Consider the following 26,020-nt stretch of genomic DNA (forward strand, 5'->3'; position numbering starts at 1 on the left):
CCCGCACCGCCCAGCGGCTGCTCGCGATGGCAGCGGCGATCTGGCACAACTGGGAGACCGGAGCACCGGTCAAGCGCTCCCTGATCGCCTACGACCACTAAAGACATCGGACTCAATCATCTAGCCCTAGCCGACCCGCCGTCATACGCGCGCGGCCCGTCGGCCTACGCCGCCCGGCCACGCGCGGTCGTGTGCTCAGGCCAGCCCGCGGCGGGCCACAGCGGGCGGGCGTGTGCCCCGGATCGACGCGACCATGTCGAGCGCCTGCCGGGTGTCGCGCGGCCGGTCGGTCGCGAAGAACCGGGCCCCGAGCCAGGCGTAGACGGAGATGAGCGCGATGACCTCGGCGGCGGCCGCACCGCTGTCGTCGGTGGCCGCGCTCGCGCAGCGCACCAGCACCGGTCGGCCATGCGCGACCAGTTCGCGGACCCGGGCCGCACTCGGGCGGTGACCAGCGTCGACTACGCCGTCCACCACCGCGTCGACTTCCACGACCTGCACAGTTTGATCCGCCCCCACGTCACCGAGTCTGCCACCGCCCGCGACTGCGCTGGAACCGGGTGTTCTCCTCGCGGCCGCGAAGGTGTGGCACCATCGGTCCCGTGAATCCAACCATCATGGTCCTGATCGCCGTGGCCGCGCTCGCCGTCCTCGCCGGCGTGGCGTTCGTGGTCATGGGCAAGGGCGGCGAGCTGGCCCGGTTCGAGGCCGACCACCCTCCGCTGGATCTCCCCACCGACCGGCCGCTCACCAGCTCGGACATGAGCCGGGTGGCGCTCCCGCTGGCCCTGTGGGGATACCATGTCCGGGCCGTCGACGAACTGCTGGTCCGGCTCTCCTCCGCGCTCGATGAGCGCGACGCGCGCATCGCCGAGCTGGAACGGCACGTCAGCGGCACCGCCACGGGGCCGCGCCTGCTCCATCCCCGCGCCGACCCGGCGACCGCGCCCCCGCGCACGGGCGCCAGCACGCGGCCGGAGTACAGTGCCCCCGCTGACACGGAGTCGCCCGCCACGCGCTCGGGCGCAAGTACGCGCGGCGACCGCGGCACCCCGGCCGAGGCGCTCTCCGAACCGTCCGACCCGACCCCGCCACCCGACCCGACCCACCGACCCGAGCGGCCCGACCCGTCCCCGCCCTCCACCGCGTCCGCGGGCGACGATCGCGCGGATGAGGAGCCCCCGGCGGCGCGTTCCTCGCGGCACGGTTGACGCGGGCACCTGACCACCCCACCCACCCCGGTTCCCCGACCACCGTGAGCGACGAGACGACCCCCATGACCGACATGACGGCCCAGCCTGGCGCCGATGGCCGCCGGCGCTGCCACTGGGCGCTGGCCACCCCGGACCTGCTGGCCTACCACGACACCGAGTGGGGCGTCCCGGTCCGGGGCGACCAGGCCATGTTCGAGCGCCTCTCCCTGGAGGGCTTCCAGGCGGGGCTGTCCTGGCTGACGGTGCTGCGCAAACGCGACGCGCTGCGGGAGGTGTTCGCGGGCTTCGACCCGGTGGCCGTCGCCGACTACGGCCCCGGGGATGTCGAGCGTCTGCTCGCCGATGCCCGGATCATCCGCAGCCGCGCCAAGATCGAGGCGGTCATCGGCAACGCGCGGGCGGCCCTGGAACTGAACGAGGGCCTCGCGCAACTCGTGTGGAGACACGCGCCGGATCAGCACCCGACACCCACGACCATGGACGACGTACCCGCCTCCACCGCCGAGAGCACAGCACTCGCCAAGGCCCTGAAGAAACGCGGATTCCGGTTCGTCGGCCCCACCACCGCCTACGCTGCCATGCAGGCCACCGGTGTGGTCGACGATCACCTCGCCGACTGCTTCCGCTAGGGCGGCGGACCGCCGAACCCGACACCGGTGGCCTCGGCCCTCGTTTCCCTCCTGTGCCGCTGGTCACCCTACATTTCCGCATAAACGTGTCCGGTGTGCCCTATTCTCTGTCGCTGTACACGCGAGCGGTTCCCCGCGTCCGTTCGCCTTGGAGGAGTCTCACGCGATGATCAACGCATACGGCACCGCCGACCGCTCCTTCGGGGACCCCCGGTGAGCAGCGCGCCGACCGGCCGACCGGCACCCGACGACCACGGCGCGTCGCCGATCCGGCAGATGTCCCTGTGGCCGCCGCCCCGGTCCAGCCGGCACAACGCCAAGCGCCGTCGGGGCGTCATCGTCATGAGCGGGGCCGCGGTGCTGCTGCTGGGGGCCGCGGGCGGGGCGGCCTGGGCGCTGCGCGACCGCGCCGACACCCCCATGAGCGAGGCCAGCGTCCCCGACTCCTATGCCGGAACGTGGAGCGGGGAGATGAGCCAGCAGGACGCCGACGGCAACCACATCCTCGACTGGGACGCGCAGGTCAAGCTGGAGTCGGGTGCCGAGCGCGGCGTCTCGGTGTGGGCCACGCTGAACTGCCGGGGCAGCCTCTCCCTGACCGAACGCCACGGCGACCGGCTGGTCTTCGACTACGTCGAAACCTACGACCCCGACGCGCGGTGCATCGACGAGTCCGAGCTGACCCTCACGCCCGGCAGCACCACGGGCACGCTGGAGGCGACCTGGAACGCCGTCTCGCACGACGGAACCCCGATGATCTCCACCGGGACGCTCCGCTGAGCACCGTGGAGCGCCGCGCCCGCCCGGGCGAGGCGGATCAACTCCGGTGCGCACGCCGGTGTCCTCGGCGGTGGCGCGGCGGCCGTCCTCGGTGCGCGCCGGTCGTCTGGCCGCTCGACGCGGCGGACGGCTCCTGACCCGGCGCGGATCGCGGGGTCAGCGCCCCTCGAAAGCGGGCTTCTCCTTGTTCAGGAAGGCCAGGGTGGCGTTCATGTGGTCGGTGGTCTCGGCGCACTGGTCCTGCAAATTCGCCTCCATGTCCAGGGCGTTGGCCAGGTCCAGGCCGGAGCCGAAGGTCAGTTCCGCCTTGATCGCCGCGTAGGCGACGGTGGGGCCACTGGCCAGACGCACCGCGAGCTCGCGCGCCGTCGTGTCGAGCTCCTCGGCGGGGACCACCTGGTTGACCAGGCCGATCTCCAAGGCGCGCTGGGCCTTGACCGGCTCGGCGAGCATCAGCAGCTCCGTCGCGCGCGCGTGGCCCACCAGCCGGGGCAGCGTCCACGAGGCTCCGGAGTCGGAGCCCAGTCCGACGTTGGCGAACGCCATGAGGAACGACGCCTTCTCCGAGGCGATCCGCAGGTCGCAGGCGAAGGCGAGCGACGCCCCGGCGCCGGCGGCGACGCCGTTGACGGCGGCGATGACCGGCTTGGGCATACGGGCCAGACCGAGAACGATCGGGTTGTAGTGCTTGCGGACCGTTTCGTTCAGGCCCTTGCCCGCGCCGAGCGCGTCGGCGTGCTCCCGCAGATCCTGGCCGGCGCTGAAGGCCTTGCCGCTTCCGGTCAGCAGGACCGCGCGGGCGTCGGTGTCGGTTCTGGCCTGTTCGACCGCGGCGAGGAGCTGGTCCTTCGCCTCGGCGGTCAGCGAGTTCATCGCGTCGGGTCGGTTGATCGTGATCGTCGCGACGCCGTCGGAGAGGTCGTAGACAACGCTGTCTGACTCGGGCACGCGGATCTCCCTGCTGCGGTCGGCCGTAAGGTCCCGGCGCCCACGGTAGGGCACCGCGGCTATAACCTTACTGTTCGGATTCTCAGCAGCCGAGGGCCTGGGGGCTGTCCGATCGTTCCCATTCAGGTCTGAAAGCTTGAGATAATGACAGAACAGTGATTCATTCCCTGAGTCACGCGGATGAGGCTCGAACCGAGGACCTGGCTCGCCGCTGGCGCGCTCCCTCCCACGGTGTGGCCCATTCACCCGCGAGAGTTTCCTATGAAAGGGGATACGCACATGGCGGCGATGAAGCCGAGGACCGGTGATGGTCCGATGGAGGTCACCAAGGAGGGTCGCGGCATCATCATGCGGGTCCCGCTCGAAGGCGGCGGCCGCCTCGTCGTCGAGCTCACCCCGGATGAGGCCACCGAATTGAAGGCGGCCCTGGAGGGTGTCGTCGGCTAGTCAGCGGTCCTGGCCGTCCCCGTGACCTGGTGATCCTTTCCGGGTCCGTGTCTGTGGCGGGTCCCTGCAGCCGCCGTCGCCGCAGAACGCGTCAGGCCGCAGAGTGCCGGCCGCCCCGTCCCCCCGCGAACGCGGGGATGGTCCCCGCCGATCACCAGTTTGGAAAGATTGTGAGCGCCCGTGCCTTTCGCTACGGAGATCCACCCGGCCCCGGGCACCCTCGCCGATTCCGCCGCCGACCTGGTGGCGATTCCCGTCCGGACTGACAGCGACGGTCCCGTCGCGGTCACCACGGGAACAGGGTGGTCCCCAGAGGCTCTCGACACGCGACTTCCGGCGCCCTTCGCGGACCTGATCGCGCACTACGAACTCACCGGAAAACCCGGTGAGACAGCCACATTCCCGGCCGACCTCGGTCGGGGGCTCGTTCGTCTGGCCCTGCTCGGTACGGGCGCGGGCGTCCCCGACGACCTGCGCGCGGCCGGCGCCGCGCTGGCACGCCTGGCCAAAGGACGTGAGCGTGCCGCCATCGCGGCCCCGTCCCTGGCCGAGGAAGGCCAGACCGGGCGGGACGCCGCCCTGGCCGCCTTCGCGGAGGGGGCGCTCCTGGCCTCCTACACGTTTTCCATGAAGTCCGCCGAGAAGGGGCCGCGTCCGGTCCCGGCGATCGACCTCGTGGCGGACGACGACGGCACGGCCGCCGACCCGGTGCGCCGCGGCACCGCGCTGGCCCGAGCCACGGCGCTGGCACGCGACCTGATCAACACACCGTCGCTGGAGAAGGACCCGGCGTGGCTCGCCGGGCGTGCCGAGGAGATCGGGACCGAGGCCGGACTCGACGTCGAGGTCTGGGACGAGGAGCGGCTGGAACGCGAGGGGTTCGGCGCGATCATCGCCGTGGGGCAGGGCTCGGTCCGGCCGCCGCGCATGGTCAAGCTCAGCTACCGGCCCGAGAACCCGACCTCGCACGTCGTCCTCGTCGGCAAGGGCATCACGTTCGACACCGGCGGTCTGCAGATCAAGCCGACCGACAACATGATGCTCATGAAGACCGACATGAGCGGGTCGGCGGTGGTACTGGGCGTGGTGTCGGCGCTGGCCGAACTGGGGGCGCGCGCGAGCGTCACCGGTCTGATCCCGCTCGCCGAGAACTCGGTCTCCGGGTCGGCTCAGCGCCCCAGCGACGTGATCACCACCTACAACGGGCGTACGGTCGAGGTGCTCAACACCGACGCCGAGGGGCGCCTGGTCATGGCCGACGCCATGGCGTACGCGGTCGAGGAGCTGGACGCCGACACCATCGTCGACGTGGCCACCCTGACCGGGGCCGCCAAGCTGGCGCTGGGCACCCAGACCGGCGCGCTGTTCAGCACCGACGACGCCCTGGCCGAAGCCCTCGCCGCGGCCGGCCGGGCCTCGGGTGAGGAGCTGTGGCGGATGCCGCTCGTCGAGGAGTACCGCGACACGCTGGACTCCCCGGTGGCGGACCTCGCGAACATCGGTACCACGACCGACTACGGCCACCCCGGCGCCACCGAGGCGGCGCTGTTCCTGCGCGAGTTCGCCGGCGGCCTCCCATGGGCGCACCTCGACATCGCCGGGCCGGGACGGGCCACCGGTGACGACGGGTTCATCACCAAGGGCGGTACCGGCTTCTCCACGCGGCTGCTGCTGCGCTGGCTGACGGCGACGCCCTAGCAAAAGGCGGCGCGCGTCAGGCCCCGGGCCGGGACGCTTCGGCTCAGGGGGCCTCCTCGCGGATCGCCGCGAGGAGGCCCTCGCCTACGGGCAGCAGCAGCGGGACCAGGTTCTCGTCCTCCCGGATCAGGCGCCCCACCTCGCGCACGGACTGCTGGGCGCTGGGAACGCTCAGCGGGCCGTCGGGCACCGGGGCGGCGTCCAGGCCGTTGTTGAACACCACGATCCCGCCGACCCGCAGCAGGCGCAGCGACTCGGCGAGGTAGGCCGGGTACTCGTCGGTCGCCGCGTCGATGAAGACCATGTCGTAGGCGCCGTCGGTGAGCCGCGGCAGCACGTCCATGCCGCGCCCCTGGATCAGCCGGGTGCGGTTCGCGGGGAACCCGGCGAGCCGGTAGGCCTCCCGCGCCGCCTCCTGGTACTCGGGTTCGAGGTCCACGGTGGTCAGGATGGCGTCGGGGCGCATGCCGCGGAGGAGCCAGATGCCGGAGCTCCCGCACCCCGTGCCGACCTCCACGACGGAGCGGGCGCCTATGGCGGCGGCGAGGAAGCGCAGCACGGCCCCGCCCGCCGCGCTGATCGGGCCCACGTCGGCCCGTCGCCCGGCCTCGCGGGCCACGGCCAGGGGGTCGTCCTCGGCGACATAGGAATCGATGTACGCACGTGTATCGTCTCGGCTGGCGATGTCGGCCTCCCGCACGTGGAACGGATATGACGGCTGCTCGCCGGGTGGGCCCCGCGGTGGGGAAGCGGGAACGCTCAGTCGTGTCGAGAGTGGGCGGCACGGCCCGGCAGATGCGTTCGATCTGAGAACACCGCGACCATCACGCACTGTCGTAATGTGATTACGGTCAGACGATGTTCCCGGCTAAAGACTAGCCCGTCCGGAAGCGAGACGGGGCTGTGGGAACTTAATTGCCGCCGCGCGGCGTTGCAATCCGGTGAAGGGTCCTCGCGGACGATCCCACATCGGGAACATCTATCCGCGCGATTCGGTCGACGCGACCGGATACGGGACGCCGCTCGCATGCGGATCGTGCCGAAGAAGGGGGTAGCGGTGGCAGGCTCCGAAACTGCCGCGGACTTCGAGCAATGGGAGCCGCCCAGCTGGGACGAGGTGGTGCGGAACCACTCGGCACGCGTGTACCGGCTCGCCTTCCGCCTGACCGGGAACCAGCATGACGCCGAAGACATCACCCAGGAGGTCTTCATCCGCGTCTTCCGCTCCCTGGCCAACTACACGCCCGGGACGTTCGAGGGCTGGCTGCACCGCATCACGACCAACCTCTTCCTCGACATGGCGCGCCGCAGGGCGCGCATCCGCTTCGAGGGCCTCGCCGAGAACGCCCACGAACGCCTCCAGGGCCGGGAACCCTCACCGGCCCAGTCGTATGACGACAAGCACTTCGACGCCGACATCCAGAGCGCGCTCGACGCGCTGCCCGCGGAGTTCCGCGCGCCGGTAGTGCTGTGCGACATCGAAGGGCTCTCCTACGAAGAGATCGCGGCGACCCTCGGAGTGAAGCTGGGCACTGTGCGCAGCCGCATCCACCGCGGCCGCGCTCAGCTGCGCAAGGCGCTGGAGCACCGCAAGCGCATGGCCGCCCAGCAAGAGGGCGTCCCCCACGCGAACGTGACACAGGCTCATGGCTGGGGCCGGGAGGTGGAGTGAACAATGGATCACTTGGGGGAACGGCTGTCAGCTCTCGTCGACGGCGAGCTGGGTGACGCCGAGCGCGATCGGGCGCTGATCCACCTGGCGTCCTGCGAGTCCTGCCGCTTCGAGGCCGAGATGATGCGCCGGCTCAAGCGGCGACTGCACCACCTCGACGAACCCGCGCCCTCGAATGACTTCATGGGACGCCTGTCCGCACTAAGCGGGTCGCCGTCCGCGGAACTACCCGGGGGGCCGCCGCCCAGCGGCGGCCCCGGGGCGCTCAGTCAGCCCAGAGGTAGCCGCCCGCCGTTCGGAACCGATCCGTTCGGCGCCCCGGTGCCGGGTTCGCTCGGCGGTCTGGCCGCCGAGGCCGCGCCCGCTCCCGCTTCCACGGCCACCCCCGCGACGCGGGCGCTGCGTCGCCGCCGCGGCCCCGAGCCGCTCTCGGTGCTCCGCCCCGGCTGGCCGGGCGCGCGCTACGCCGTCGCCGGAGCTTCCGCTGTCGCGCTGACCTTGGGAACGGCGTTCATGGCGGGAGGCGACCCCCAGCCCGTGCCCGTCGTCCGCCCGGCCTTGGAGGAGTACGCGGTCGAGCACGCGGTCACCGCGCGTCAGGGCGCCTTCCCCACGGCTTCCCAGCCCACGCCCGCCCCCGCCAGTGTCGAGACGGTCGTCCACACACCGGCCAGCGGTGCCGACACGGGCGCGGCCGACGCGTCCCGGCCCCGGTGAGCGCGGCGGACCGATGGCGCGGTCCGGCCGTTGCGCTGGTCCTGTTGACGTTGCTCATCGTGGTGCCCCTGACCGCGTCCGGTAGCCGCGGGGCGGCCGCGACCGCCCCGGAGGGCGACGACGACGGCATGGCCCTGCTGCGCCGCGCCGCCCAGGCGGAATTCGGCACCTCCTACCAGGGCGTTCAGTCGGTGACCTCGGGCATCGGTTCGGAGGTCGAGACCCGACTGGTCCAGGTGGTGCACCGGGCCGGGCACGGTACCGAGTACGGCGGCCCCCCGGGGACGACCGGGGCCGACCGCGTCGTGGTGGCCCCGTCGCCGACCCTGCTGCGGATGGACGAAAAGCTGCTGGGCGTCCTCGCTGACAACTACCGCGTGACCCGCGCCGGTTCGGGCACCATCTGCGGGCGGCGTGCGACGGTCGTGGAGGCGCTGCGCGCGAACGGGACCGTCGCCGGGCGGTTCTGGATCGACGACGGCACCGGACTGCCGCTGCGCCAGGAGATCCGGGACGGGGGCGGGCGGATCGCCCACTCCACCGAGTTCACCGAGTTCCAGACCGATGTGGGCGGTGGGGCCGTCCCCGTGTCAGCGCATCGCGAGCTGCCGTGGAAGGGCATGACCTCGGCGGAGCAACTGGACGACCTGCGTGCCGAGGGCTGGACGGTGCCCGACTACCTCGACTGGGACCTTTCCCTGATCGAGGTCTGGTCCCGGGGAGCGGGCGAGGGCCGCGTCCTCCACCTCTCCTACTCCGACGGATTGTCGGTGGTGTCTGTTTTCCTGCAGCGCGGGCGCCTTGACGATGCGTCAGAGGGAACCGACAGCGGCCTGACCGCCGTCGGCAACGGCGATAGCACCGTCTACGTCGACAACGCGGGGCAGCAGCGCCGCGTGTGGGAGACCGATGGATACGTCTACACCGTGCTGGCCGACGCCCCCGAGGAGACGGTCAAGGCGGCGGTCGCGGGTTTGCCGGCCCCCGACGGGAGCGGGTTCTGGCCGCGCGTGATGCGCGGATTCGAGCGGCTCGGTTCCTGGACAGGGCTTCCGTTGGCGGAGGCTACCTGAGGCCGTACCCCCCATAGGCGACCTGAACGGCGTGAACGCCCCGTCGAGGACGTAAGGTGCGCCAGTGGGCGCCGTCTATTGGCGGCGCCTGTTAACCAACGGCTTATGTCGGCCGCCTCAGAATTGGGAGCGGCAGCGACAACACGGAGAATTCATGACGGATGAGACCGGACCCCGCCCCCCGGCGGAGAACGGGGAGCAGACCTGGTCGGTTCCGCCGGGAGCGGAGTGCGAGGACGAGCGCCCCCGGGCCGCGGAGGCGTTCTCGGCGGGACAGACCGAGGCGCGTGGCGCGGACGCCCCGCCGAACCGGGGCGACATCCTCGCGTCGCCCGGTTCCACCGAGGACCAGAGGCAGACCACCCACCTGGTGCCGGGGAGTCCGTGGCAGGGCGCACCGAGTGATGCCGCGGCGGGCGCCCGGAGTCCGGCGGGGGACGGCGTGGCTCCGCCCGACGCGGCTGGACCACCGCAGGCCCTTCCGGGGCCGCCACCGGGCGGACCCGCCGTCGCACCGTCCGGAACCGGCCAGTGGCCGGTCGGCGGCGCGCCTTCGGGCACAACCGGCGCATTCGCATCGGGCGGATTCGGTGGTCCCGGCGGAACCACCGGCCCCGCCTTTCCCGGAGGGCCGGGAGGACCGCGGATCCCCGGTGGCCAAGGAGGCCCCGGGGCGCCCGGAGGCCCTGGCATGCCGGGAGGACCGGGCCACCCCTCTGGACCCGGCGGCCCCACGGGGCCCGGCGGTCCGGTCGGCCCCGGTGGCCCTGGATGGCCGGGGGACGGGGGGCCCGGCGGGCCCTGGGGCACCGGCCCCGGCGGCACGGCGATGATGCAGTTCCCCAGCGCCCCGCGGAAGCGCCGCACCATGCCGGTCTGGTCCGTCGTGCTCGTCGTCGCCCTGGTCGGCCTCGTCTCCGCCGGTGTCGGCGGGACTATCGGCGCGCAGCTCGGGCTGAGCAACGGCGACGGCGGCCAAACGAGCGCGCCGTCGCTGAACAACCCGCCGCCCACCGGCGCCCCGAGCCGCCCGCCCGACACCATCGCCGGGGTCGCGCAGAGGGTCAGCCCCAGTGTCGTCTCCATCCAGGCCAGCGGTCCCGGGCTGAGTGGCAACGGTTCGGGCTTCGTCATCGCCGATGACCACGTCGTGACCAACAACCACGTGTCCTCGGCGCTGCAACGCAAGGGCATCGAGGTCGTCTACAGTGACGGCCACACGAGCGGCGCCAAGGTCGTCGGCGCGGCACCTAGCTCCGACCTCGCCGTGCTCAAGCTGGACGACCCCATCGACGTCGAAGCCCTGGAGTTCGGCGACTCCGACCAGGTCACCGTCGGGGACCAGGTCATCGCGATCGGCGCGCCCCTCGGCCTGGCCGGAACCGTCACCACCGGCATCATCAGCGCGGTCGACCGCCCGGTCACCGTCGGCGAGGAGGGCGAGGAGACGTTCATCAGCGCCCTGCAGACCGACGCCGCCATCAACCCGGGCAACTCCGGCGGGCCGCTGGTCGACGAGCAGGGCCGGGTGATCGGCGTGAACTCGGCGATCGCCACCATGGGGGGCATGGCGGGCGAGCAGACCGGCAGCATCGGGCTGGGCTTCGCGATCCCGTCCACACAGACCGAACGGGTCGTCAACGAACTGATCGAGAACGGCGACATCCGTCCGGCCGTGATCGGCGCCGTGCTCGACATGCGCTACGGCCAGGGCGGCGCCCCGATCGTCACCGACGAACAGGCCGGAGGCGACGCGGTCATCCCGGACGGCCCGGCCGACAAGGCGGGCCTGAAGGCCGGCGACCTGATCGTGGAGTTCGACGGCCAGAAGGTCGCCGACGCCACCGAACTGCGGCTGCTCCTCTCCCAGAAGCAGCCGGGCGACAAGGTCGAGGTCGGCTACGAGCGCGACGGCAAGAAGCGCACCACCACCATCACCCTCGGGGCGGCCAAGGACTGACCCGCGATCCCGCCCGGATCGCGCACCGCCTTTCCGGTGAGGACCACGGGTCGATGCGTGACGCCGCCCGCGCCGCGTCACACCTCGACCGTTGGCGGGGGCCTCCTTCGGGGAGGCCCCCGGCTTATCGTCGGTGGAGGAATCGCACCCCTGCGGAGCAGGGCGAGAACGGGGGCGCGCCCCAGGGCGAACGGCCGCCCCCATGGCCGGGTGCGGTATGCCCCCGCGCGTCGCGAGTACCCGGCGCGCACACGGTGCCGGGGGGAGAAACCACGAGGGCACAGAACGGCCGAGCTCTGCGCCGGGGGTTAGTCCTCGGCGTCCTCGCCGATGTCCTCGTTCCAGAGTGCGGGGTTGGCCGCGATGAAGTCCGTCATCAGCCGCGCGCAGCGCGGGTCGTCGAGGAGGACGATCTCCACGCCGTTCTCGGCGAGCCAGTCGTGGCCGCCGGTGAACGTGGTCGACTCGCCGATAACCACGCGGGAGATGCCGAACTGCCGCACCAGGCCGCTGCAGTACCAGCACGGGGACAGCGTGGTCACCATCGTCGTTCCCGCGTACGAGCGCTGCCGTCCGGCGTCGCGGAACGCGGCCGTCTCGGCGTGGACGGACGGGTCGCCGTCCTGGACCCTGCGGTTGCGCCCGCGGCCGAGGAGCTGGCCGTCGCGGCCCATCAGCGCCGCACCGATGGGGATGCCGCCCTCGGCGAGCCCGGCCTCCGCCTCCTCGACGGCGATCCGCAGCCAGCGTCGGTGAAGCGCGGTGTCCGGCTCGGCCATGGGTCCGTCCCTGTCGTGTGTGTACGTCGTCGCGGTGGATCGACGAAGGCCGCCAACCTCACCGGGTGGCGGCCTTCGTCGTGGTTAATCGAAGCTTCCGACGGTCAGCGACCGGCCGGGGTGATGCCCAGCTGCATGCCGGACAGCCCCCGCGGCTTGCCGACCAGGTCGTCGGCGATCTTGCTGAGCACAGCCGCCGCCTCGGAGTCGGGGTCGGTCAGGACCAGCGGCTTGCCCTCGTCGCCGCCTTCGCGCATACGCATGTCGAGCGGGACCTGGCCCAGCAGCGGCACCTGGGCGCCCAGCGAACGGGTGAGGCCATCGGCCACGGTCTGCCCGCCGCCCTCGCCGAAGAGGTAGGTGCGCTCGTCGCTGCCCGGGGCGATGTAGTAGGACATGTTCTCGATGACGCCGGCCACCCGCTGGTGGGTCTGCGCGGAGATCGCGCCCGCCCGTTCGGCGACCTCGGCCGCTGCCTGCTGCGGCGTGGTGACGACCAGGATCTCGGCGTTCGGCAGCAGCTGCGCGACGGAGATCGCGATGTCGCCGGTGCCCGGGGGCAGGTCCATCAGCAGGACGTCGAGGTCACCCCAGTACACGTCGGCGAGGAACTGCTGCAGCGCGCGGTGCAGCATCGGTCCGCGCCACACCACCGGCTGGTTGCCCTGGGTGAACATGCCGACGGAGATGACCTTGATGTCATGCGCCGACGGCGGCATGATCATGTCCTCGACCTTGGTCGGGTGGTCGCCCACCCCCAGCATCCGGGGAACCGAGTGGCCGTAGATGTCGGCGTCGACGACGCCGACCTTGTGGCCCTGCGCGGCCATCGCGGCGGCGAGGTTCACCGTCACGGAGGACTTGCCCACACCGCCCTTGCCGGAGGCGACCGCGAAGACCTTGGTCAGCGAGTTCGGCTTGGCGAAGGGGATCTCCTTCTCCGCCTGCCCGCCGCGGAGCTTGGTCTGGAGTGCCTTGCGCTGCTCGTCGCTCATCACGTCGAGCTCGACCGCGACCCGCGTCACGCCGTCGACCTTGGAGACGGCCTCGGTGACGTCCTTCTCGATGCGCCCCTTCATGGGACAACCGGCCACCGTGAGGTAGATGCCGACGTTCACGACGCCGCCGTCGCCGATCTCGACGCTCTTGACCATGTCGAGATCGGTGATGGGGCGGCGGATCTCGGGGTCCTGGACTGTGGCCAGGGCCGCGTTCACCTGCTCGGTGGTGGGTGTGGAGGACATGCACCCCATGGTAGTAAAGCCCGCGCGTGACCCAACACACGGACCCGCCCAGCTGAAATCTCCGTCGTCGCTGGTCAGGTGAGTATTCCCGGAATCCTGGCGATACTTCTTTCCCCACTCCCTGTCACAGTCGCGCCCCGCCGCGGGTCCTGGTGGGCATGAGCGGAAGAATGGAGCGGGTGGAGGGCGGACGCCATGGCCCGGGTCTCGGTGGAGCCGCCCCGCACCCCGCCGAACCGGCCGGTGATACCCCGGGCCCGGCGCGGTCGCGGCACGAGTTCCAGCCCGATGGCGACAACCGAGGTGATGGCCGGGGTGCTGCGGGCCGACCCCGGCGCGGCCGGCCCGATGGAGCTGAGCGCGGTGGTCGCGGTCGAGAACCGGTGCTGCCGGATCAACCGCGTGCTCGGCCAGGCGGGCCGCAGGTGAGCGACGATGTGCGACGTGCCGCGGGCACGGCTGGAGGAACGCGCGTGAACACGGCCCCGAGGGACGGGCGGCAGGACGAGGGCATCGGTTGCCCCGACGCCACCGAGGTCTTCGAGCGGTACCGGCGGCTGCTGTTCAGCGTGGCCTACGACCTGCTGGGGAGCGTCGCCGACGCCGAGGACTGCGTGCAGGAGGCGTGGATCCGATGGACGCGCGACGACCGCTCCGACATCACCGACCCCAAGAGCTACCTGGTCCGTATCGCCACCAACGTGAGCCTGAACCGGCTGCGCGCGGCCCGCGGCCGGCGCGAGTCCTACGTCGGGCCGTGGCTGCCCGAGCCGCTGGTCACGATGCCGGACGTGGCCGAGGAGGTGGAGACCGCGGACGCGGTGTCCTACGCCATGCTCGTGGTCCTGGAGACGTTGAAGCCCGTCGAGCGGGCCGTGTTCGTGCTGCGTGAGGTGTTCGGGATGCCGCACACCGAGATCGCCGAGGCGGTGGGCAGGTCGGAGGTGGCCGTGCGCCAGCTGGCCCATAGGGCGCGGGAGCACGTGCACGCGCGCCAGCCCCGCTACACACCGGACCCCGACGAGCGGCGCCGTCTGACGGAGAGGTTCCTGGCCGCGTGCGCCGAGGGCGACGTCGCCGGGCTCAAGGACCTCCTCGCCGAGGACGCGACCGTTGTCACGGACGGCGGTGGCAAGGCCCGGTCGGCCCTCCGTCCCGTGTTCGGCGTGGACAAGTGCGCCCGCTTCCTGGCCGGGATCGGTGCCGGGTTCCAACGGAAGAGCTGGCTGGTCGCCTGGGCCGAGGTCAACAGCGCTCCGGGCGTCGTCCTCTACGACGCGGACGGCACGGTGCGGGCGGCCGGGCTGGTGGAGGCCGTGGACGGGAGCATCACCCAGGTGCTCCTGGTCCGCAACCCGGACAAGCTGGCTCACCTGAGCGAGCTGGCCGCCCCCGAAAAGAAACGGGAAGCACCAGGTCATCAATGAGTAGCTGGTTGACCACAGCGAGTTCTTAACGCTGCCGATACACCGGCGGATAGTAATCTCGGCAGACGATGAGAAACACGCCGCCACCGCCTGGTTCGGCCTGGCAGCCCGATCCGCGGCACACCGAGGGACGGGAACCGTCAGCGTACCCGGACGCACAGGCGTGGGCGTGGCCACCGGGGACCCCGGAGGCCAGCGCCCAGCCCGCCCAGGCATGGGCTTGGCCACCGCCCCAGGAGCGGCGGCCCCGGACGGCCCCGCCATCGGGCCCCGCGCTTCCCCGCCCCGGCAGCGCCTATCACCGCATGGGCCGCACCTGGCGGCACCGCTGGTGGATCCCCGTGGTGGCGTTCGTCTTCGCCGCCGCGCTCTACCTGCTCGTGCAGACCATCATGGGCGTCGCCGGCGCCATCATCGCGGTGCTGCACGGGCACGAGTTCAGCGCCGAGTCTCCGCTCGGGGCGACCGTGCCCGATCTGGTCTTCCTGCTGCTCACGATCGCCGTGATGACGCCGGTGGTGATGCTGGCCGTGCGGCTGATCCAGCGGCGGCCTGTCGGCACGCTGATCTCGGTGGAAGGTCGGATGCGCTGGCGCTGGCTGTTCATCTGCCTCCTCGCCGCGGTCCCGGTCCTGGTGGTGTTCGCGGCCGCCCTGTACGTTCTGCAGGCGGTCGTCGCCCCGGATGAGCCGTTCATCGCCGAGTTCGGCGGCGGGAGCGCCTTCGTCCCCGCGCTCGTGGCAATCGTTCTGCTGGTTCCGTTCCAGGCGTCCGCCGAGGAGTTCGCGCTGCGCGGGTTCCTGATGCAGCTGGTCGGCTCCTACGGCGCCGACCCAGGCGAGCGGCGCGGCAGCGGCGCGTGGGCGCGGTTCCTGCGCACGCCGGTCCTCGGCATTGCCGTCACCACCGCGCTCTTCACCTCACTGCACGAGTACACCGGCTGGGGGCTCGTCAACGTCGCGGTCCTGGGCGCCGGACTGGCCCTGATCACCTGGTACACGGGCGGGCTGGAAGCGCCCATCGCGCTGCACGTGCTGCACAACATCCTGGTCTTCTCGATCAGCGCCTACGAGGGCACGCTTGAAGCCGCCGCGCAGGGGCCCGGGTCGTGGGAGGGCGTGGTCGGCACGATCCTGGAGGTCGGACTCTTCGGTCTCATCGTCGTCTGGCTGGTGCGGCGGCTGGGGATCCGGCGCACCGCTCCCGCCGAGCTGTCCACCGCACGAGGCCACCGCGTGAGCCCGACCTCCGGTGCCTCGGGCGATGCCCCAGGCCACCGGCGGCCGAGCGGCTCCGGTCCCTCCTACGGCGGCCCTGACGTTCCCGGTATCCAGGGCGCCTCCGGTGTCCCCGGTATCCGGGGCGCCTACGGCGCGACCGGCGGGCGTCCCCCGGCCCCTCCCGCCGACCCCGGCCCGCTGTCGGGGCCGAGCGCGCTGTAACGGGAGGGCCGTGCGTCGGCCGGGGCGCAAGGTTCGGGAGTTTCCGCACAGGTCACCGGGGTATCTCTCCGACCAGCCATGAGATCGGATCCGACCTGCCCGCGGTGCGGCCGCGCCATCCACCCGCCGAGTGTGTGGACGAGCGCGTGGCAATGCGACGCACACGGTCCGGTGGCACCGCTCCGACCGATCCGGCCCCTGGGGGAGGCCTCGGTCGACCTCATCGTCAAGTCCGCCCAGGTGCCCGTGTGGGTGCCCTGGCCCCTGCCCGCGGGCTGGGTCGTCACCGGCTTCGCCGAGGCGGGTGACGAGCGCAGCGGTGCGCTGGGTGCCGTCGTCGCTCTGTCGGGCCCGGCCCCGCTGGGCGGGGTCGGGGAGATGGCCATCGTCGCCGAGGACCCCGGTATCGGCCTGGGCGCGCGCCTCGCCGGGTTCGACGGCCCCGATCCGGGCGACGGTTTCGACGACGGCCCCGTCGACAGCAAGATCCGCCACGACGGCCACGAGATCGCCCTGTGGAGTGTCGACGCGGGCAAGCAGCGCGCGGTCTACGCCGGAGAGGCGAACAGCTGCTGGATGTGGATGGTGTTCAAACCCGCCGACGCCGGCGTCCTGATGTGCGACCTCAAGACGGTCATCGATCTCCGCGACCACCGGAACGGCGTCGCCCGGCAGCTGCCGTTCGGCGCTCCCTCGCCCTTTCTCGCCTCCGCGCTGCGGCCGGCGGACTGACCAAAAACGCGCCGTGCCCGTACCTGTATCGTCGTGTGATGCGCATTGACCTGCATTCGCACAGCTCCGTCTCCGACGGCACCGAACCTCCCGAGAAGGTCGTCGGTCACGCGCTCGCGGCGGGGCTCGACGTCCTCGCGCTCACCGATCACGACACGGTCGGCGGACTGGCCGCGGCCGCGGCCCACGTCCCGCCCGGGTTCACCCTCGTCCCCGGCATGGAGCTGTCCTGCGCGTATGAGGGCTCCAGCGTGCACCTGCTGGCCTACCTCTTCGACCCCGATCACCCCGAGCTCGCCGCCGAACTGCGGCGGATCCGCCTCGACCGCACCGAACGGGCCGCGACGATGGTCCGGATGCTCCAGGACGCCGGTGTGGGGCTGACCTGGCAGCGCGTGCGGGAGATCGCCCACGGGCGGGAACCGGGCGCCGACCTCGGCGACGTCGATTCCGACGACGTCATCGGGCGGCCGCACATCGCCCGCGCCATCGTGGAGGCCGACGCGGCCGAGGACGTGCAGGACGCGTTCGACCGCTGGATCGGCTCCGGCGGCCCCGCCTACGTGGCGCGCTACGCCCTGGACCCGGTGCGCGCGGTCGAGCTGGTGCGTGCCGCCGGGGGCGTGTGTTCGCTGGCCCACCCGGCGCGCGGTGAGGGGGCGCTCACCGGAGCGGTCCCCGAACCCCTCGTGGAGCGCATGGCGGAGGCCGGACTCGGCGGGATCGAGGCGGACCACCCGTCGCACGACGAAGAGGAGACCGAGCGCTGGCGTGCGGTCGCCGAACGCCTCAACCTGGTGGTCACCGGCTCCAGCGACGACCACGGCGAGCTGACCGGTCACCGGCTCGGGATCCGCACCACGGATCCGGCCGCGTTCGAGCGGCTGATCGCGCCGGCCACCGGAGCCTCCCTCATCACCGGGCCAACGGGCTAGACTGCCGGGCTGAGGTGGGATGATGACCTGCTGGATGGGGACCCCGAGGGTCTTATCGGCCGCTTAGCGGTGATGTGGGATCCTCACAAGCCGCGCGGAGGGGGTACCCGATCACGCCGCGGGGCCGGAACAATGGGCCCCGCACACTCGAAGTGAGTTCCCAAGAAGCGAATCGAAGGGTCGGCACCGTGTTCTGGAATCGGAAGAACAGAAAGAAGGACGTCAAGGAAGCCGGCGGCAGCGGCTCGACGTCCTCGACGGTGACGGCCGACGAGGCTGCCGACGAGGAACGCGACGAGCCGGAGGCGCCCGAGACGGCGGCGGAGACCGGCGCGGACGAGGAACCGGAAGGCGCCGCGGCCGCCAAGGACGACACGGCCACCGAGGGCGACGAGAGCAACGAGGACGCCACGGCCGATGACGTGAAGGCCGAGGACGACGAGGAAGCCGAGCCTGAGCCCGAGGTCCCCGGCATCGGTGAGCCCGACGCCGAGGGCATCCAGCGCGTCCGTACCGAGGGCGTCCTGCAGGTCGACGGTGAGGAGTTCGACGTCGTCAGCAACACCTGGATCGTCGACGTCGACGACGAGGGTGTCGTGGTGATCGACCCGGCGCATGACGCGGAGGCCATCCTGGAGGCCGTCGGCAAGCGCGAGATCTACCTGGTCGCCTGCACCAACGGGTACAACACGCACATCGAGGCCGCAGTCGAGGTGGCCGAACGCGATGAGGCCCCCATCGCTCTGCACCGGCGCGAGATCCGCCCCTGGCGCCGGGTCCACGGCGCCGAGCACCGCCCCGAACTGGAGGTCGAGGGCGGCGGCAAGCTGCAGGCCGGTGACAAGGAAGTGGACATCCTCCCCGTCCCCGGCACCTCGACCGGGAGCGTCGCCTACTACATCCCCGAACTCGGCGCGGTCTTCAGCGGCGACACCCTCCGCAAGGGCGAACTGGGCACCGTCGGCGAGGGCTACGTCGACTACACGCGACAGCTGCACTCGGTCGGCGAAGTTCTGCTCTCCCTGCCGCCGGACACCCGCATCCTGCCGGACCGCGGCCCCGAAACCACCGTGGGAGGCGAGGCGAAGAACTTCGAAGCCTGGGTCTGAGCCCGCGTCGGCCGACCCGATGCCGCGTCCACACTGCCGTGATCGCCGCGGGCAAGGGCGGAGGCCCGCGCCGTCACGAAGCGCGGGCCGGGGTCTCCGCGTCGTGCCAGAAGTGGGTGAGAGCGCTGGCCGTGGTCTCGGGGGCTTCGACGTTGGGGGAGTGGCAGGCGCCGGGGATGACGACGCGGCGGGCGCTGATGCGTTCGGCCATGTCGGCTTGGACCTCCGTTGGCCACGCGTCGTCGTTCTCGCCGTAGATCACCAGCTTCGGCAGGTCCATCCGGGCGAGTTCGGCGCTGCGGTCGGGGGCGTCGAGGATGACTTCGGCCATGCGGACCAGGCCGCGGGGGTCATTGGCGAGCATCCGGGCACGGAGGAAGGCGTGGATCTCGTCGCTGATGCCGCTCGACCGTGCGGGACCGTCGAGGTACTCGTCCCAGACCTCGCGCAGCCGCTCGCGCGTGGGGGAGGCTTCGAGCGCGCCCTTCAGCCTCCGGGCGTCGGCCGCACGCAGGCCGCTGATGGCCGAGGGGCCGGAGCTCATCAGGGCGAAGGAGAGCAGCGGTACCTCATCAGCGAGCACCGTTTCGCGTGTCACCAGTCCGCCGAACGAGTGTCCCAGCAGGTGCACAGGCCCCTCGTCGAGGGCGAGGATCAGCTCGGTGACCGCCCGGCCCAGCCCCGCCCGCGTGTAGGCCTCGGGGTCCTTGGGGCCGGGGGACTCGTACTGACCCGGCATGTCGATCGCGAGTACGGAGCGCCCGGCCTGCGCCAGCGTCTGCAGCAGCGCGATGAAGTCCTCTTTGCTGCCCGTGTACCCCGGTACCAGTACGGCGGTCTGGCGGTCAGTGCCACCGGCCGTGGGCATGGCGTGCAGCGCGGCGATGGGGCCGAGCGCCGTTGGGACATCGATCCGCCGGACACCAGGCGGAAGGTCCAGAAACCGAGGTGTACTCACGACGGTTTACCTTAGACGATCTCCTCCACCTGGTGGGGTGTCCGCTGGCCCCGGATTTCGTCGACATTGGCACGGTTTGGCCGGGGCCGTCGAGCCGACGATGCCCCAGCGTCCGGAATCATCCGGGGCCGGGGCTTCTCCAAGGGGCCGACGCGGCGCGATGCCGGTCGAAGCCGTGCATCGCCGACGTGGCCGATGGCATCGGCCGGTCCCGGCGCACGCACCGCCGACCGGCCTGGCACGTCCACGGCCCCTCTCAGGCGACTGCAAAGAACCGCTAGTCCTGGTCCTTCTTCACGTCCACGCCGCTGCGGGTGCGGCGGCGACGGCGGCGACGCGGGGCGGGCTTGTCGGCCCCCTCGCCGCTCTTCTTCTCGCTGCGCTCGGCACTGGCGGCCGCGCGCCCACCGTCGCCGGACGGCTTGCGGCGGGTGCGGCGGCGGTTGCGCGAACGGCCGTGCGCGGGGCGGTCCTCCTCGTTGCGGGACTTCCCGGTCTCGCCGATGTCCTCGACTTCCTCGGCCTGGAGCCCGGCGCGCTCCCGTTGCTCCTTGGCCAGCGTCCCCTTGGTGCCCGCGGGGATCTTCAGGTCCTCGAAGAAGTGCGGCGAGGTGGAGTAGGTCTCCTCCGGTTCAGGGAAGGGCAGGTCGAGCGCGGTGTTGATGAGCTTCCAGCGCGCGGTTTCCCGCCAGTCGACGAAGGTGACCGCTGTGCCCGAGCGCCCAGCGCGGCCGGTGCGGCCGATGCGGTGCGTGTAGGTCTTCTCATCCTCGGGGCACTCGTAGTTGACGACGTGCGTGACGTCGTCAACGTCGAGGCCGCGGGCAGCCACGTCGGTGGCGACCAGCACGTCGATCTTGCCGTTGCGGAACGCGCGCAGCGCGCGCTCGCGCTGGCTCTGCCCGAGACCGCCGTGCACGGCCGCGGCGGCGAAGCCGCGCCCCTCCAGCGCCGTGGCGACCTTGTCGCAGGCGCGCTTGGTCTCGCAGAACACCATGCTCAGGCCACGGCCCTCGGCCTGCAGCAGCCGCGCCAGCATCTCCGGCTTATCCATCTGGTGCGTCCGGTACACGTACTGCTCGATGTCGCCGATGCTGGTCTGGCCCGGTTCGTTGTCGTCTCCGGCCCGCACGTGGGTGGGACGGCTCAGGTACTTGCGCGACAGCGACACGATCTCGCTCGGCATGGTCGCCGAGAAGAGCATGGTCTGGCGCTCGTCCGGGATCTTCGTCAAAATCCGCTCGATATCGGGCAGGAAGCCCAGGTCGAGCATCTTGTCGGCCTCGTCGAGCACGACCGCCTGGACGCCCGCTAGGTTGAGGTGCTTCTGCTGTTCAAGGTCGAGCAGGCGGCCCGGGGTACCGACGACGACGTCGACGCCGGCCTTCAGCCCGTCGATCTGCGGCTCGTAGGCCCGGCCGCCGTAGACGGTCAGAATGCGGCTGCCGGTGCGCTTCCCGGCCGTGGTGAGGTCGGCGGCCACCTGGATGGCGAGCTCGCGCGTCGGCACGACGACGAGCGCGCGCGGGCGCTTGGACTCACCGGGTCTGCTCTGTGCGAGCTGGAGTAGGGGAAGGCCAAAGGCGAAGGTCTTGCCGGTGCCGGTCCGGGCCTGGCCGATGATGTCGGAACCGGCCAGGGCCAGCGGAAGGGCCAGGGACTGGATTGGGAAGGGATCGACGATCCCTTCGGCTTCGAGTGCGTCCGCGATCTCGGTGCTGACACCGATATCGCGGAACGTCTGTCGGGGTTCGTTGGTCGAGTCTGTGGTTGTCAGGGCTCATGCCTCCATCTGGGCGGGCCTGTCATCGCAATGCGGCCGGCTGACGCGGACGGCTCGCGGCGCGGCGAGCAGAATGTGTCGCTCCTCGTGCGGGTCCCCGAATGCCAGGCGGGGACGAATCCGGCGCGGCGCGAGGGCCCGGAGCGATCCGGTGCCTCGGCGCGGCCTGGTCGGCGGCCGCGGCGTCGCCGCCGCGGGACACGGATTCATGGTCAGTGCACGCAAGCCATCCGCTGTACTTGTCTTCCGCGCTCCGGCCCCCTCCTCCGGTCGCCATCGCGCGTGATTGTCATGGTGCGCGGCGGAGAACACCGGGCCGTGGGCCCGTGCCCCGAGACGCCGTCTGCGGGCGCCACGTTTCACGTCTCTCCGCGATCGAGGTGCGCCGGGGGGACTCCGCGCGATGACCGGCAGCGGCCGGTCACTGGTCATGAGTCTAACCTGTAGGTCCGGCGGCCGGATATAGGAGTCCGTACCACATGCGCGGGACGGCAGCGCACCGTGTTTTCGTTACCGTCCACAGCTTCTGGAAAGCTCCACAACGGGAACACGGATCGGGGCACGGATAATCCCGGAGGGCCGGTGCGCCCCGCACGGGCGCTAATCTGTGCGGCATGACCAACGGTGCTGCCTCCGACACCACTCCGGTGGACCCCGACGACAAGCCCGGCCGAGGTGTGATCGATCTGCTGGCCATGATGGCCTACGCCGAGCTGGTGGCCTTCTTCCGGTTGTCGGACGACGCCGGGCTCGCCCCGGACCTCGCGGCCAAGGGGGAGCTGGCCGGTATCGCCGCCACGGAGTACGGGCATTACAAGCTGCTGCGCGACCGCCTGGAGGAGCTGGGAGTCGACCCCGAGGCGGCGATGCGGCCGTTCGTCGAGCCGCTTAACGCGTGGCATGCGCGCACCGAGCCGCAGAGCTGGTTGGAGAGCCTCGTCAAGACGTACGTCAGCGACGGCATCGCCGGTGACTTCTACCGCTACATCGCCGACCAGACCGATGACCGGACGCGCGCGCTGGTCGCTGAGGTGGTCTCCGACACCGGGCGCGGGGAGATCATCGCCGCGCGGGTCCGCGCGGCCGTCGAGGACGATCCCAAGCTCGGTGGACGCCTGTCGCTGTGGGCGCGCCGCCTGGTCGGTGAGGCGCTGAGCCAGGCTCAGATCGTCGCGGCCCAGCGCGTGGAGCTGGCGGCGCTGCTCGCTCCGCGGGGCGCTGACACAGGCGAGGGAGAAGGCGGGAGCGAGGGGGCATCCTCTGACCTCGCGGCGGTGAGCCGGGTCTTCGCCAAGCTGACCGAAGCGCACTCGGCCCGCCTGGAGGCCATGGGCCTCAACGGCTGACGTTCCCGGCGCCCTCGGCGATCCCGTGGCGAACCTCCCGCCGAGATGGGAGTCGGCCCAGGTCAGAAGGGGTGTGTGGTCAGTCACGGCCTAGCTGATTTCATTGCATATTCGTATATAGTCTGTTGCGTTCCCTTTTGTTCTCATTCCCTGAGGTAACCAGCTATGCCCCGTGAATTCTTCGCGGAGGGCCCGCTGGTCCGGCTCTCCCGTGAGCTCGACGTCTTCGGCCCGCTGAGTTCTGACCCCGAGCCGTGGATGATCGCTGAGCTGGACCAGCACGCTGCCGCGGTGTGCGAGTCGATCACGCGGGACGGCGCGGAGGTGACGCTCCAGAGCCTCACCCGCTACCTGCACGGTTTCATCGACGGCTGCCGCGAGCGCGGCTGGGACTCGGACTCGGCCGGGTACGACTGGGAGACCCTCCGGCTGCTGGCTGTGTGCCGTCTGGCTAAGGAACACGGCTTCGTCCGCTAGGTTGGTTTGGCCGCCGGCGGATACGCCGACCGCGCCCCACCCGCGCGGTGATCGAGAAGTGATCTCGCGAACGCCCTGACTGGGCGTACGCTAAGCCATACCTGGGGCGGCCGCCGCACGGTGGCCTCCTGAGTCTCCATTCCGTGGCAGGATGCCTCCGGCATGGACCCGACTCGACAGACCTGACCGCGATCCCCCTCGGGAGCGAAGGATGCGGTCCGACGCGGACCGTGAGAAAGGAAGAACGCATGAGGAGCGGCCGGCACGGGGCGGCGCGCCCACCGATCGGCGTCCTGATCCACCGGGATCGCGTCGACTTCTCACTCTTCGCGTTGATCATCGTGGTCGCACTGGCGGTCATGGTGCTGACCGGCTGGTCGACCATCGTGTTCTGGCTGGGCTTCGTGCCGATCTTCGCGACGCTGGCGCTGATCGTGCGCCGCATCGACCGCCTCGCCCGCGATGAGGTCCGCGACGAAGAACTGCTCTAATCCCTCGGCCCTGGAGCGGCGCTCAGGCCGCCATGGGTCACTCCTGCGTGGAACGGCCCTGCTCGCCGCCCCGTTCTTCCTCGCCCATCGCCGGGCCGTGCGTCGCCGGAGTCTGCCGCTCCTCGGACGCCGCCTGCGCGGGGGCTCCTCCCTTGCGCATCGCGTCGGCGCGCCCGGCCTGGTAGGTGCCGTCCTCGCGCATCACCGCGGTGGTCTCCCGCTCCGCGCTGTCGAGCCAGCGGCTCCACCGCTCTTGCATCGGCTTGATCATTCCGCCGCCGACACCGACGACGAGAATGCCGCCGACCGTGGCCAGTACGGCGATCAGGACGGGCTGGGTCACCGTGGTGGCAATGCCGACCTGGTTCAGGGCGGCGATGACACCGAGCGCCATGATGAAGATGCCAGCGAGGTTGGCCACGAAGCGCCCGTAGCTGAGACCGCCCAGCGCGCCGGAGACGATGTCGCGCGCCGCCTTGGCGATCATGCCGGCCACCACGACGATCACCAGCGCCACGACGGCCTTCGGAATCCAGGCGATGACGCTATCGAGCAGCTGGGTAATCGGGTTGGTCGGACCGAACACGCTGAAGGCGAGCTGCAGCACGATGAGCAGACCGACGTAGTACACGATCTTTCCGCAGAGCTCGCTGGCGTCGTAGCGGCTGCGCTCGAAGTACTCACCGACGCCGCTGCGCTCCAGTCCGCGGTCGAGGCCGACCCGGGCGAGCCCCTTGCCGACCATCCGGCCGACGAACTTCGCGATGATCCAACCGATGACCAGGATTACCAGGAACATGGCGAGAAGCGGTGCGAAGGTCGCTACCGCGCTCCACGCCTCGGTAAGGCCCTGTTCGATGTCCATGAGGTCCCCCCGTGGGGTTCCGTCGACCGGGAAGCAACGCGGCTACCCGGGGCGAAGGTGGTCCAATCGCATCTCAGTACCGCGATTCCCCGTCTGGGAGACCAGCAATCGTAACGGCGCGACCAAGAGCCGGACACCGCCAGAATTGGTCGGTCGTATACCTCCGTATTGTGCCGGGATTACCAGGCCGCACGGCGGTGGGGGCGGCGTCAGCTGCGGGTCAGGTCCCAGCCACTGATGCCACGCCAGGCGAGTCGGGCCACCAGTTTTTCCGCGGCGTCCTTGGGGATGGAGCCGTAGTTGCTGATCCAGTAGCGCGCACTGGTCTCGGCCATGCCGACCAGCGCGATGCTGAGGAGATTGGCCTCGTCATCGGAGATGCTGGTGTCCTGACGAATGACCTCGCCGATGAGTTCGGCGCAGCGCTGCAGGGTCTGCTCGGTCTTCTCCCGGACAGCGGGAAGGTTACGCAGATCGGATTCGAAGACAAGGCGGAACGCCTCACCCTCGCCGGACACGAAGTCGAAGTAGCCCTGGAAACTGGCGGTGACGCGCTGCCGGTTGTCGTCCGTGCTCTCCAGCGCCTCGCGCTGCTTCTCGACCAGCGACTCGGAGTGCTGCTCCAGCAACGCCAGGTACAGCTCCAGCTTGCCGGGGAAGTGCTGGTAGAGAACGGGCTTGCTGACACCGGCGCGTTCGGCGATCTCGTCCATCGCCGCGGCGTGATACCCCTGCGCGACGAACACCTCCTGGGCCGCGGCCAGCAGCTGCTTCCGGCGCTGCAGCCGGGGCAGCCGGGCCCCCCGCGGGCGCGCGTCTGAAGGAGCAGTCACACCCAATACCCTCCGAATTTCCGTGCGGCGCGAGGGGCGCCGCTGTTTGCGTGAATGCGGACCGTCGACTCATCGTCGGGGCTGGGACCAGCCGCGACGTTGACTCGGCGAGTGTCCCCATATCTTACCCATGCGTAGGTTCGGGGCCGCCAGACCTGGAGTCGTCGTATTCGCAGCGTTATCGCGCGTCAGCGGTATTCGTCCTCGTCGTCGCCCACTTCCTGGTGCTGTTCGACGGCGTCGGCCTCGGGCACCTCGGTGCCGCGCTCGACGCCGCCGCGCTCCAGCCAGTCGTCCGGTGCCTGGGGCGATTCGGTGATGTCCGCGTGCTGCTCCGCGACGTCGGCTTCCGGGGCCTCCACGGGGGCCTCGTAGTCCTCGTCGTCCGGTGCCTGCTGCCGAGGCTGGGATGTCACGGTCGCCCTCCCTGCTCACTCCACCGGGCATTGCACTGGGTTCGC

The 26,020-nt window shown here is 71.1% G+C and carries 28 protein-coding genes and 1 pseudogene; 19 read left to right on the forward strand and 10 right to left on the reverse strand.

Annotated elements, in window-relative coordinates:
- A pseudogene (locus ABD259_RS25980) lies at positions 1 to 101 on the forward strand (IS982 family transposase); the annotation flags it as partial.
- A gap of 94 nt (positions 102 to 195) precedes the next feature.
- Here ABD259_RS25980 and ABD259_RS23370 read toward each other — a convergent pair.
- Complete coding sequence (locus ABD259_RS23370; RefSeq protein WP_412759361.1) at positions 196 to 519, reverse strand: hypothetical protein; 324 nt, start codon at positions 517 to 519, stop codon at positions 196 to 198.
- 83 nt (positions 520 to 602) lie between these two features.
- Between ABD259_RS23370 and ABD259_RS23375 the strand changes: the two genes are divergently transcribed.
- The 3 genes from ABD259_RS23375 to ABD259_RS23385 all read left to right on the forward strand — a co-directional run bounded on the left by ABD259_RS23375 (position 603) and on the right by ABD259_RS23385 (position 2,623).
- Entirely contained in the window at positions 603 to 1,211 is a 609-nt protein-coding gene (locus ABD259_RS23375) for a hypothetical protein (protein ID WP_344165290.1), read from the forward strand.
- A 65-nt stretch (positions 1,212 to 1,276) separates the two neighbouring features.
- Positions 1,277 to 1,843: a DNA-3-methyladenine glycosylase I gene (locus ABD259_RS23380; protein WP_344101806.1), complete on the forward strand. Its 567-nt coding sequence runs from the start codon at positions 1,277 to 1,279 to the stop codon at positions 1,841 to 1,843.
- Between the two features lie 213 nt (positions 1,844 to 2,056).
- Positions 2,057 to 2,623 carry a hypothetical protein gene (locus ABD259_RS23385; protein ID WP_344101610.1) on the forward strand — a complete coding sequence of 189 codons (567 nt, stop codon included), beginning with the start codon at positions 2,057 to 2,059 and terminating at the stop codon, positions 2,621 to 2,623.
- Positions 2,624 to 2,779: 156 nt separating this feature from the next.
- Here the strand turns inward: ABD259_RS23385 and ABD259_RS23390 are convergent, their stop codons facing one another.
- Positions 2,780 to 3,571: an enoyl-CoA hydratase-related protein gene (locus ABD259_RS23390; protein WP_344101608.1), complete on the reverse strand. Its 792-nt coding sequence runs from the start codon at positions 3,569 to 3,571 to the stop codon at positions 2,780 to 2,782.
- A 279-nt stretch (positions 3,572 to 3,850) separates the two neighbouring features.
- Between ABD259_RS23390 and ABD259_RS23395 the strand changes: the two genes are divergently transcribed.
- Positions 3,851 to 4,018 (forward strand): DUF3117 domain-containing protein, encoded by a 168-nt coding sequence (locus tag ABD259_RS23395; RefSeq protein WP_017620122.1) that lies wholly within the window; start codon positions 3,851 to 3,853, stop codon positions 4,016 to 4,018.
- 180 nt (positions 4,019 to 4,198) lie between these two features.
- On the forward strand, positions 4,199 to 5,716 hold the full coding sequence (locus ABD259_RS23400) for a leucyl aminopeptidase (RefSeq protein WP_344165293.1): 1,518 nt from the start codon (positions 4,199 to 4,201) through the stop codon (positions 5,714 to 5,716).
- A gap of 43 nt (positions 5,717 to 5,759) precedes the next feature.
- Here the strand turns inward: ABD259_RS23400 and ABD259_RS23405 are convergent, their stop codons facing one another.
- Positions 5,760 to 6,416: an O-methyltransferase gene (locus ABD259_RS23405; protein WP_344101603.1), complete on the reverse strand. Its 657-nt coding sequence runs from the start codon at positions 6,414 to 6,416 to the stop codon at positions 5,760 to 5,762.
- Positions 6,417 to 6,743: 327 nt separating this feature from the next.
- On the opposite strand from ABD259_RS23405, the gene sigE reads away from it, so the two are divergent.
- From sigE to ABD259_RS23425, 4 genes are all read left to right on the forward strand, one after another.
- Positions 6,744 to 7,388, forward strand: coding sequence for an RNA polymerase sigma factor SigE (gene sigE / locus ABD259_RS23410; protein ID WP_344165297.1), 645 nt, complete (start codon positions 6,744 to 6,746; stop codon positions 7,386 to 7,388).
- 3 nt (positions 7,389 to 7,391) lie between these two features.
- Positions 7,392 to 8,105, forward strand: a complete 714-nt coding sequence (locus ABD259_RS23415) for an anti-sigma factor family protein (RefSeq protein ID WP_344165300.1) — start codon at positions 7,392 to 7,394, stop codon at positions 8,103 to 8,105.
- 44 nt (positions 8,106 to 8,149) lie between these two features.
- Entirely contained in the window at positions 8,150 to 9,178 is a 1,029-nt protein-coding gene (locus ABD259_RS23420; protein WP_344101597.1) for a sigma-E factor regulatory protein RseB domain-containing protein, read from the forward strand.
- Between the two features lie 868 nt (positions 9,179 to 10,046).
- Positions 10,047 to 11,138, forward strand: a complete 1,092-nt coding sequence (locus tag ABD259_RS23425; RefSeq protein WP_344101595.1) for a S1C family serine protease — start codon at positions 10,047 to 10,049, stop codon at positions 11,136 to 11,138.
- Positions 11,139 to 11,446: 308 nt separating this feature from the next.
- Here ABD259_RS23425 and ABD259_RS23430 read toward each other — a convergent pair whose 3' ends face one another.
- Together ABD259_RS23430 and ABD259_RS23435 are read right to left on the reverse strand one after the other, a co-directional pair.
- Entirely contained in the window at positions 11,447 to 11,917 is a 471-nt protein-coding gene (locus tag ABD259_RS23430) for a nucleoside deaminase (protein ID WP_344101593.1), read from the reverse strand.
- A 104-nt stretch (positions 11,918 to 12,021) separates the two neighbouring features.
- Positions 12,022 to 13,161, reverse strand: a complete 1,140-nt coding sequence (locus ABD259_RS23435; protein ID WP_344101591.1) for an Mrp/NBP35 family ATP-binding protein — start codon at positions 13,159 to 13,161, stop codon at positions 12,022 to 12,024.
- 288 nt (positions 13,162 to 13,449) lie between these two features.
- Here ABD259_RS23435 and ABD259_RS23440 point away from each other — a divergent pair, with 288 nt between their 5' ends.
- From ABD259_RS23440 to ABD259_RS23465, 6 genes are all read left to right on the forward strand, one after another.
- Complete coding sequence (locus tag ABD259_RS23440; RefSeq protein WP_344101589.1) at positions 13,450 to 13,590, forward strand: hypothetical protein; 141 nt, start codon at positions 13,450 to 13,452, stop codon at positions 13,588 to 13,590.
- 44 nt (positions 13,591 to 13,634) lie between these two features.
- On the forward strand, positions 13,635 to 14,588 hold the full coding sequence (locus ABD259_RS23445; protein ID WP_344165303.1) for an RNA polymerase sigma-70 factor: 954 nt from the start codon (positions 13,635 to 13,637) through the stop codon (positions 14,586 to 14,588).
- Between the two features lie 305 nt (positions 14,589 to 14,893).
- A complete protein-coding gene (locus tag ABD259_RS23450) occupies positions 14,894 to 16,030 on the forward strand; it encodes a CPBP family intramembrane glutamic endopeptidase (RefSeq protein ID WP_344101585.1) in 1,137 nt (378 codons plus the stop codon).
- 78 nt (positions 16,031 to 16,108) lie between these two features.
- Positions 16,109 to 16,762 (forward strand): DUF6758 family protein, encoded by a 654-nt coding sequence (locus ABD259_RS23455; protein WP_344101583.1) that lies wholly within the window; start codon positions 16,109 to 16,111, stop codon positions 16,760 to 16,762.
- 35 nt (positions 16,763 to 16,797) lie between these two features.
- Positions 16,798 to 17,697 (forward strand): PHP domain-containing protein, encoded by a 900-nt coding sequence (locus ABD259_RS23460; RefSeq protein WP_344165306.1) that lies wholly within the window; start codon positions 16,798 to 16,800, stop codon positions 17,695 to 17,697.
- A gap of 188 nt (positions 17,698 to 17,885) precedes the next feature.
- Entirely contained in the window at positions 17,886 to 18,806 is a 921-nt protein-coding gene (locus ABD259_RS23465) for an MBL fold metallo-hydrolase (protein WP_344165309.1), read from the forward strand.
- 73 nt (positions 18,807 to 18,879) lie between these two features.
- Here the strand turns inward: ABD259_RS23465 and ABD259_RS23470 are convergent, their stop codons facing one another.
- On the reverse strand, positions 18,880 to 19,764 hold the full coding sequence (locus ABD259_RS23470) for an alpha/beta fold hydrolase (protein ID WP_344101577.1): 885 nt from the start codon (positions 19,762 to 19,764) through the stop codon (positions 18,880 to 18,882).
- A gap of 277 nt (positions 19,765 to 20,041) precedes the next feature.
- A complete protein-coding gene (locus ABD259_RS23475; protein WP_344101804.1) occupies positions 20,042 to 21,448 on the reverse strand; it encodes a DEAD/DEAH box helicase in 1,407 nt (468 codons plus the stop codon).
- A 713-nt stretch (positions 21,449 to 22,161) separates the two neighbouring features.
- On the opposite strand from ABD259_RS23475, the gene ABD259_RS23480 reads away from it, so the two are divergent.
- The 3 genes from ABD259_RS23480 (at position 22,162) to ABD259_RS23490 (ending at position 23,861) form a co-directional block, all read left to right on the forward strand.
- On the forward strand, positions 22,162 to 22,893 hold the full coding sequence (locus ABD259_RS23480) for a ferritin-like fold-containing protein (protein ID WP_344165311.1): 732 nt from the start codon (positions 22,162 to 22,164) through the stop codon (positions 22,891 to 22,893).
- Between the two features lie 165 nt (positions 22,894 to 23,058).
- A complete protein-coding gene (locus tag ABD259_RS23485; RefSeq protein ID WP_344101573.1) occupies positions 23,059 to 23,370 on the forward strand; it encodes a DUF6401 family natural product biosynthesis protein in 312 nt (103 codons plus the stop codon).
- A gap of 248 nt (positions 23,371 to 23,618) precedes the next feature.
- On the forward strand, positions 23,619 to 23,861 hold the full coding sequence (locus tag ABD259_RS23490) for a hypothetical protein (protein WP_344101571.1): 243 nt from the start codon (positions 23,619 to 23,621) through the stop codon (positions 23,859 to 23,861).
- Positions 23,862 to 23,898: 37 nt separating this feature from the next.
- On the opposite strand, the gene ABD259_RS23495 is transcribed toward ABD259_RS23490, so the two are convergent.
- The 3 genes from ABD259_RS23495 to ABD259_RS23505 form a co-directional block, all read right to left on the reverse strand.
- Positions 23,899 to 24,726 carry a mechanosensitive ion channel family protein gene (locus ABD259_RS23495; protein WP_344101569.1) on the reverse strand — a complete coding sequence of 276 codons (828 nt, stop codon included), beginning with the start codon at positions 24,724 to 24,726 and terminating at the stop codon, positions 23,899 to 23,901.
- Positions 24,727 to 24,935: 209 nt separating this feature from the next.
- The gene (locus tag ABD259_RS23500) at positions 24,936 to 25,559 is read right to left on the reverse strand and encodes a TetR/AcrR family transcriptional regulator (protein WP_017620144.1); all 624 of its coding nucleotides are present in this window, start codon (positions 25,557 to 25,559) and stop codon (positions 24,936 to 24,938) included.
- Positions 25,560 to 25,747: 188 nt separating this feature from the next.
- Positions 25,748 to 25,975, reverse strand: coding sequence for a hypothetical protein (locus tag ABD259_RS23505; RefSeq protein ID WP_344101564.1), 228 nt, complete (start codon positions 25,973 to 25,975; stop codon positions 25,748 to 25,750).
- Between the last annotated feature and the right edge of the window lie 45 nt (positions 25,976 to 26,020).

Origin of the sequence: Nocardiopsis rhodophaea, from assembly GCF_039530945.1 — a bacterium.
Classification (GTDB): domain Bacteria; phylum Actinomycetota; class Actinomycetes; order Streptosporangiales; family Streptosporangiaceae; genus Nocardiopsis_C; species Nocardiopsis_C rhodophaea.

Excerpts from the sequence above, each read along its gene's own strand:
- ABD259_RS23440 (WP_344101589.1), top strand. The coding sequence starts at position 13,450 with ATGGCGACAACCGAGGTGATGGCCGGGGTGCTGCGGGCCGACCCCGGC.
- ABD259_RS23450 (WP_344101585.1), top strand. The coding sequence starts at position 14,894 with ATGGGCCGCACCTGGCGGCACCGCTGGTGGATCCCCGTGGTGGCGTTC.
- ABD259_RS23380 (WP_344101806.1), top strand. The coding sequence starts at position 1,277 with ATGACCGACATGACGGCCCAGCCTGGCGCCGATGGCCGCCGGCGCTGC.
- ABD259_RS23430 (WP_344101593.1), bottom strand. The coding sequence starts at position 11,917 with ATGGCCGAGCCGGACACCGCGCTTCACCGACGCTGGCTGCGGATCGCC.
- ABD259_RS23455 (WP_344101583.1), top strand. The coding sequence starts at position 16,109 with ATGAGATCGGATCCGACCTGCCCGCGGTGCGGCCGCGCCATCCACCCG.
- ABD259_RS23495 (WP_344101569.1), bottom strand. The coding sequence starts at position 24,726 with ATGGACATCGAACAGGGCCTTACCGAGGCGTGGAGCGCGGTAGCGACC.
- sigE (WP_344165297.1), top strand. The coding sequence starts at position 6,744 with ATGCGGATCGTGCCGAAGAAGGGGGTAGCGGTGGCAGGCTCCGAAACT.
- ABD259_RS23490 (WP_344101571.1), top strand. The coding sequence starts at position 23,619 with ATGAGGAGCGGCCGGCACGGGGCGGCGCGCCCACCGATCGGCGTCCTG.
- ABD259_RS23480 (WP_344165311.1), top strand. The coding sequence starts at position 22,162 with ATGACCAACGGTGCTGCCTCCGACACCACTCCGGTGGACCCCGACGAC.
- ABD259_RS23415 (WP_344165300.1), top strand. The coding sequence starts at position 7,392 with ATGGATCACTTGGGGGAACGGCTGTCAGCTCTCGTCGACGGCGAGCTG.
- ABD259_RS23395 (WP_017620122.1), top strand. The coding sequence starts at position 3,851 with ATGGCGGCGATGAAGCCGAGGACCGGTGATGGTCCGATGGAGGTCACC.
- ABD259_RS23425 (WP_344101595.1), top strand. The coding sequence starts at position 10,047 with ATGCCGGTCTGGTCCGTCGTGCTCGTCGTCGCCCTGGTCGGCCTCGTC.
- ABD259_RS23485 (WP_344101573.1), top strand. The coding sequence starts at position 23,059 with ATGCCCCGTGAATTCTTCGCGGAGGGCCCGCTGGTCCGGCTCTCCCGT.
- ABD259_RS23435 (WP_344101591.1), bottom strand. The coding sequence starts at position 13,161 with ATGTCCTCCACACCCACCACCGAGCAGGTGAACGCGGCCCTGGCCACA.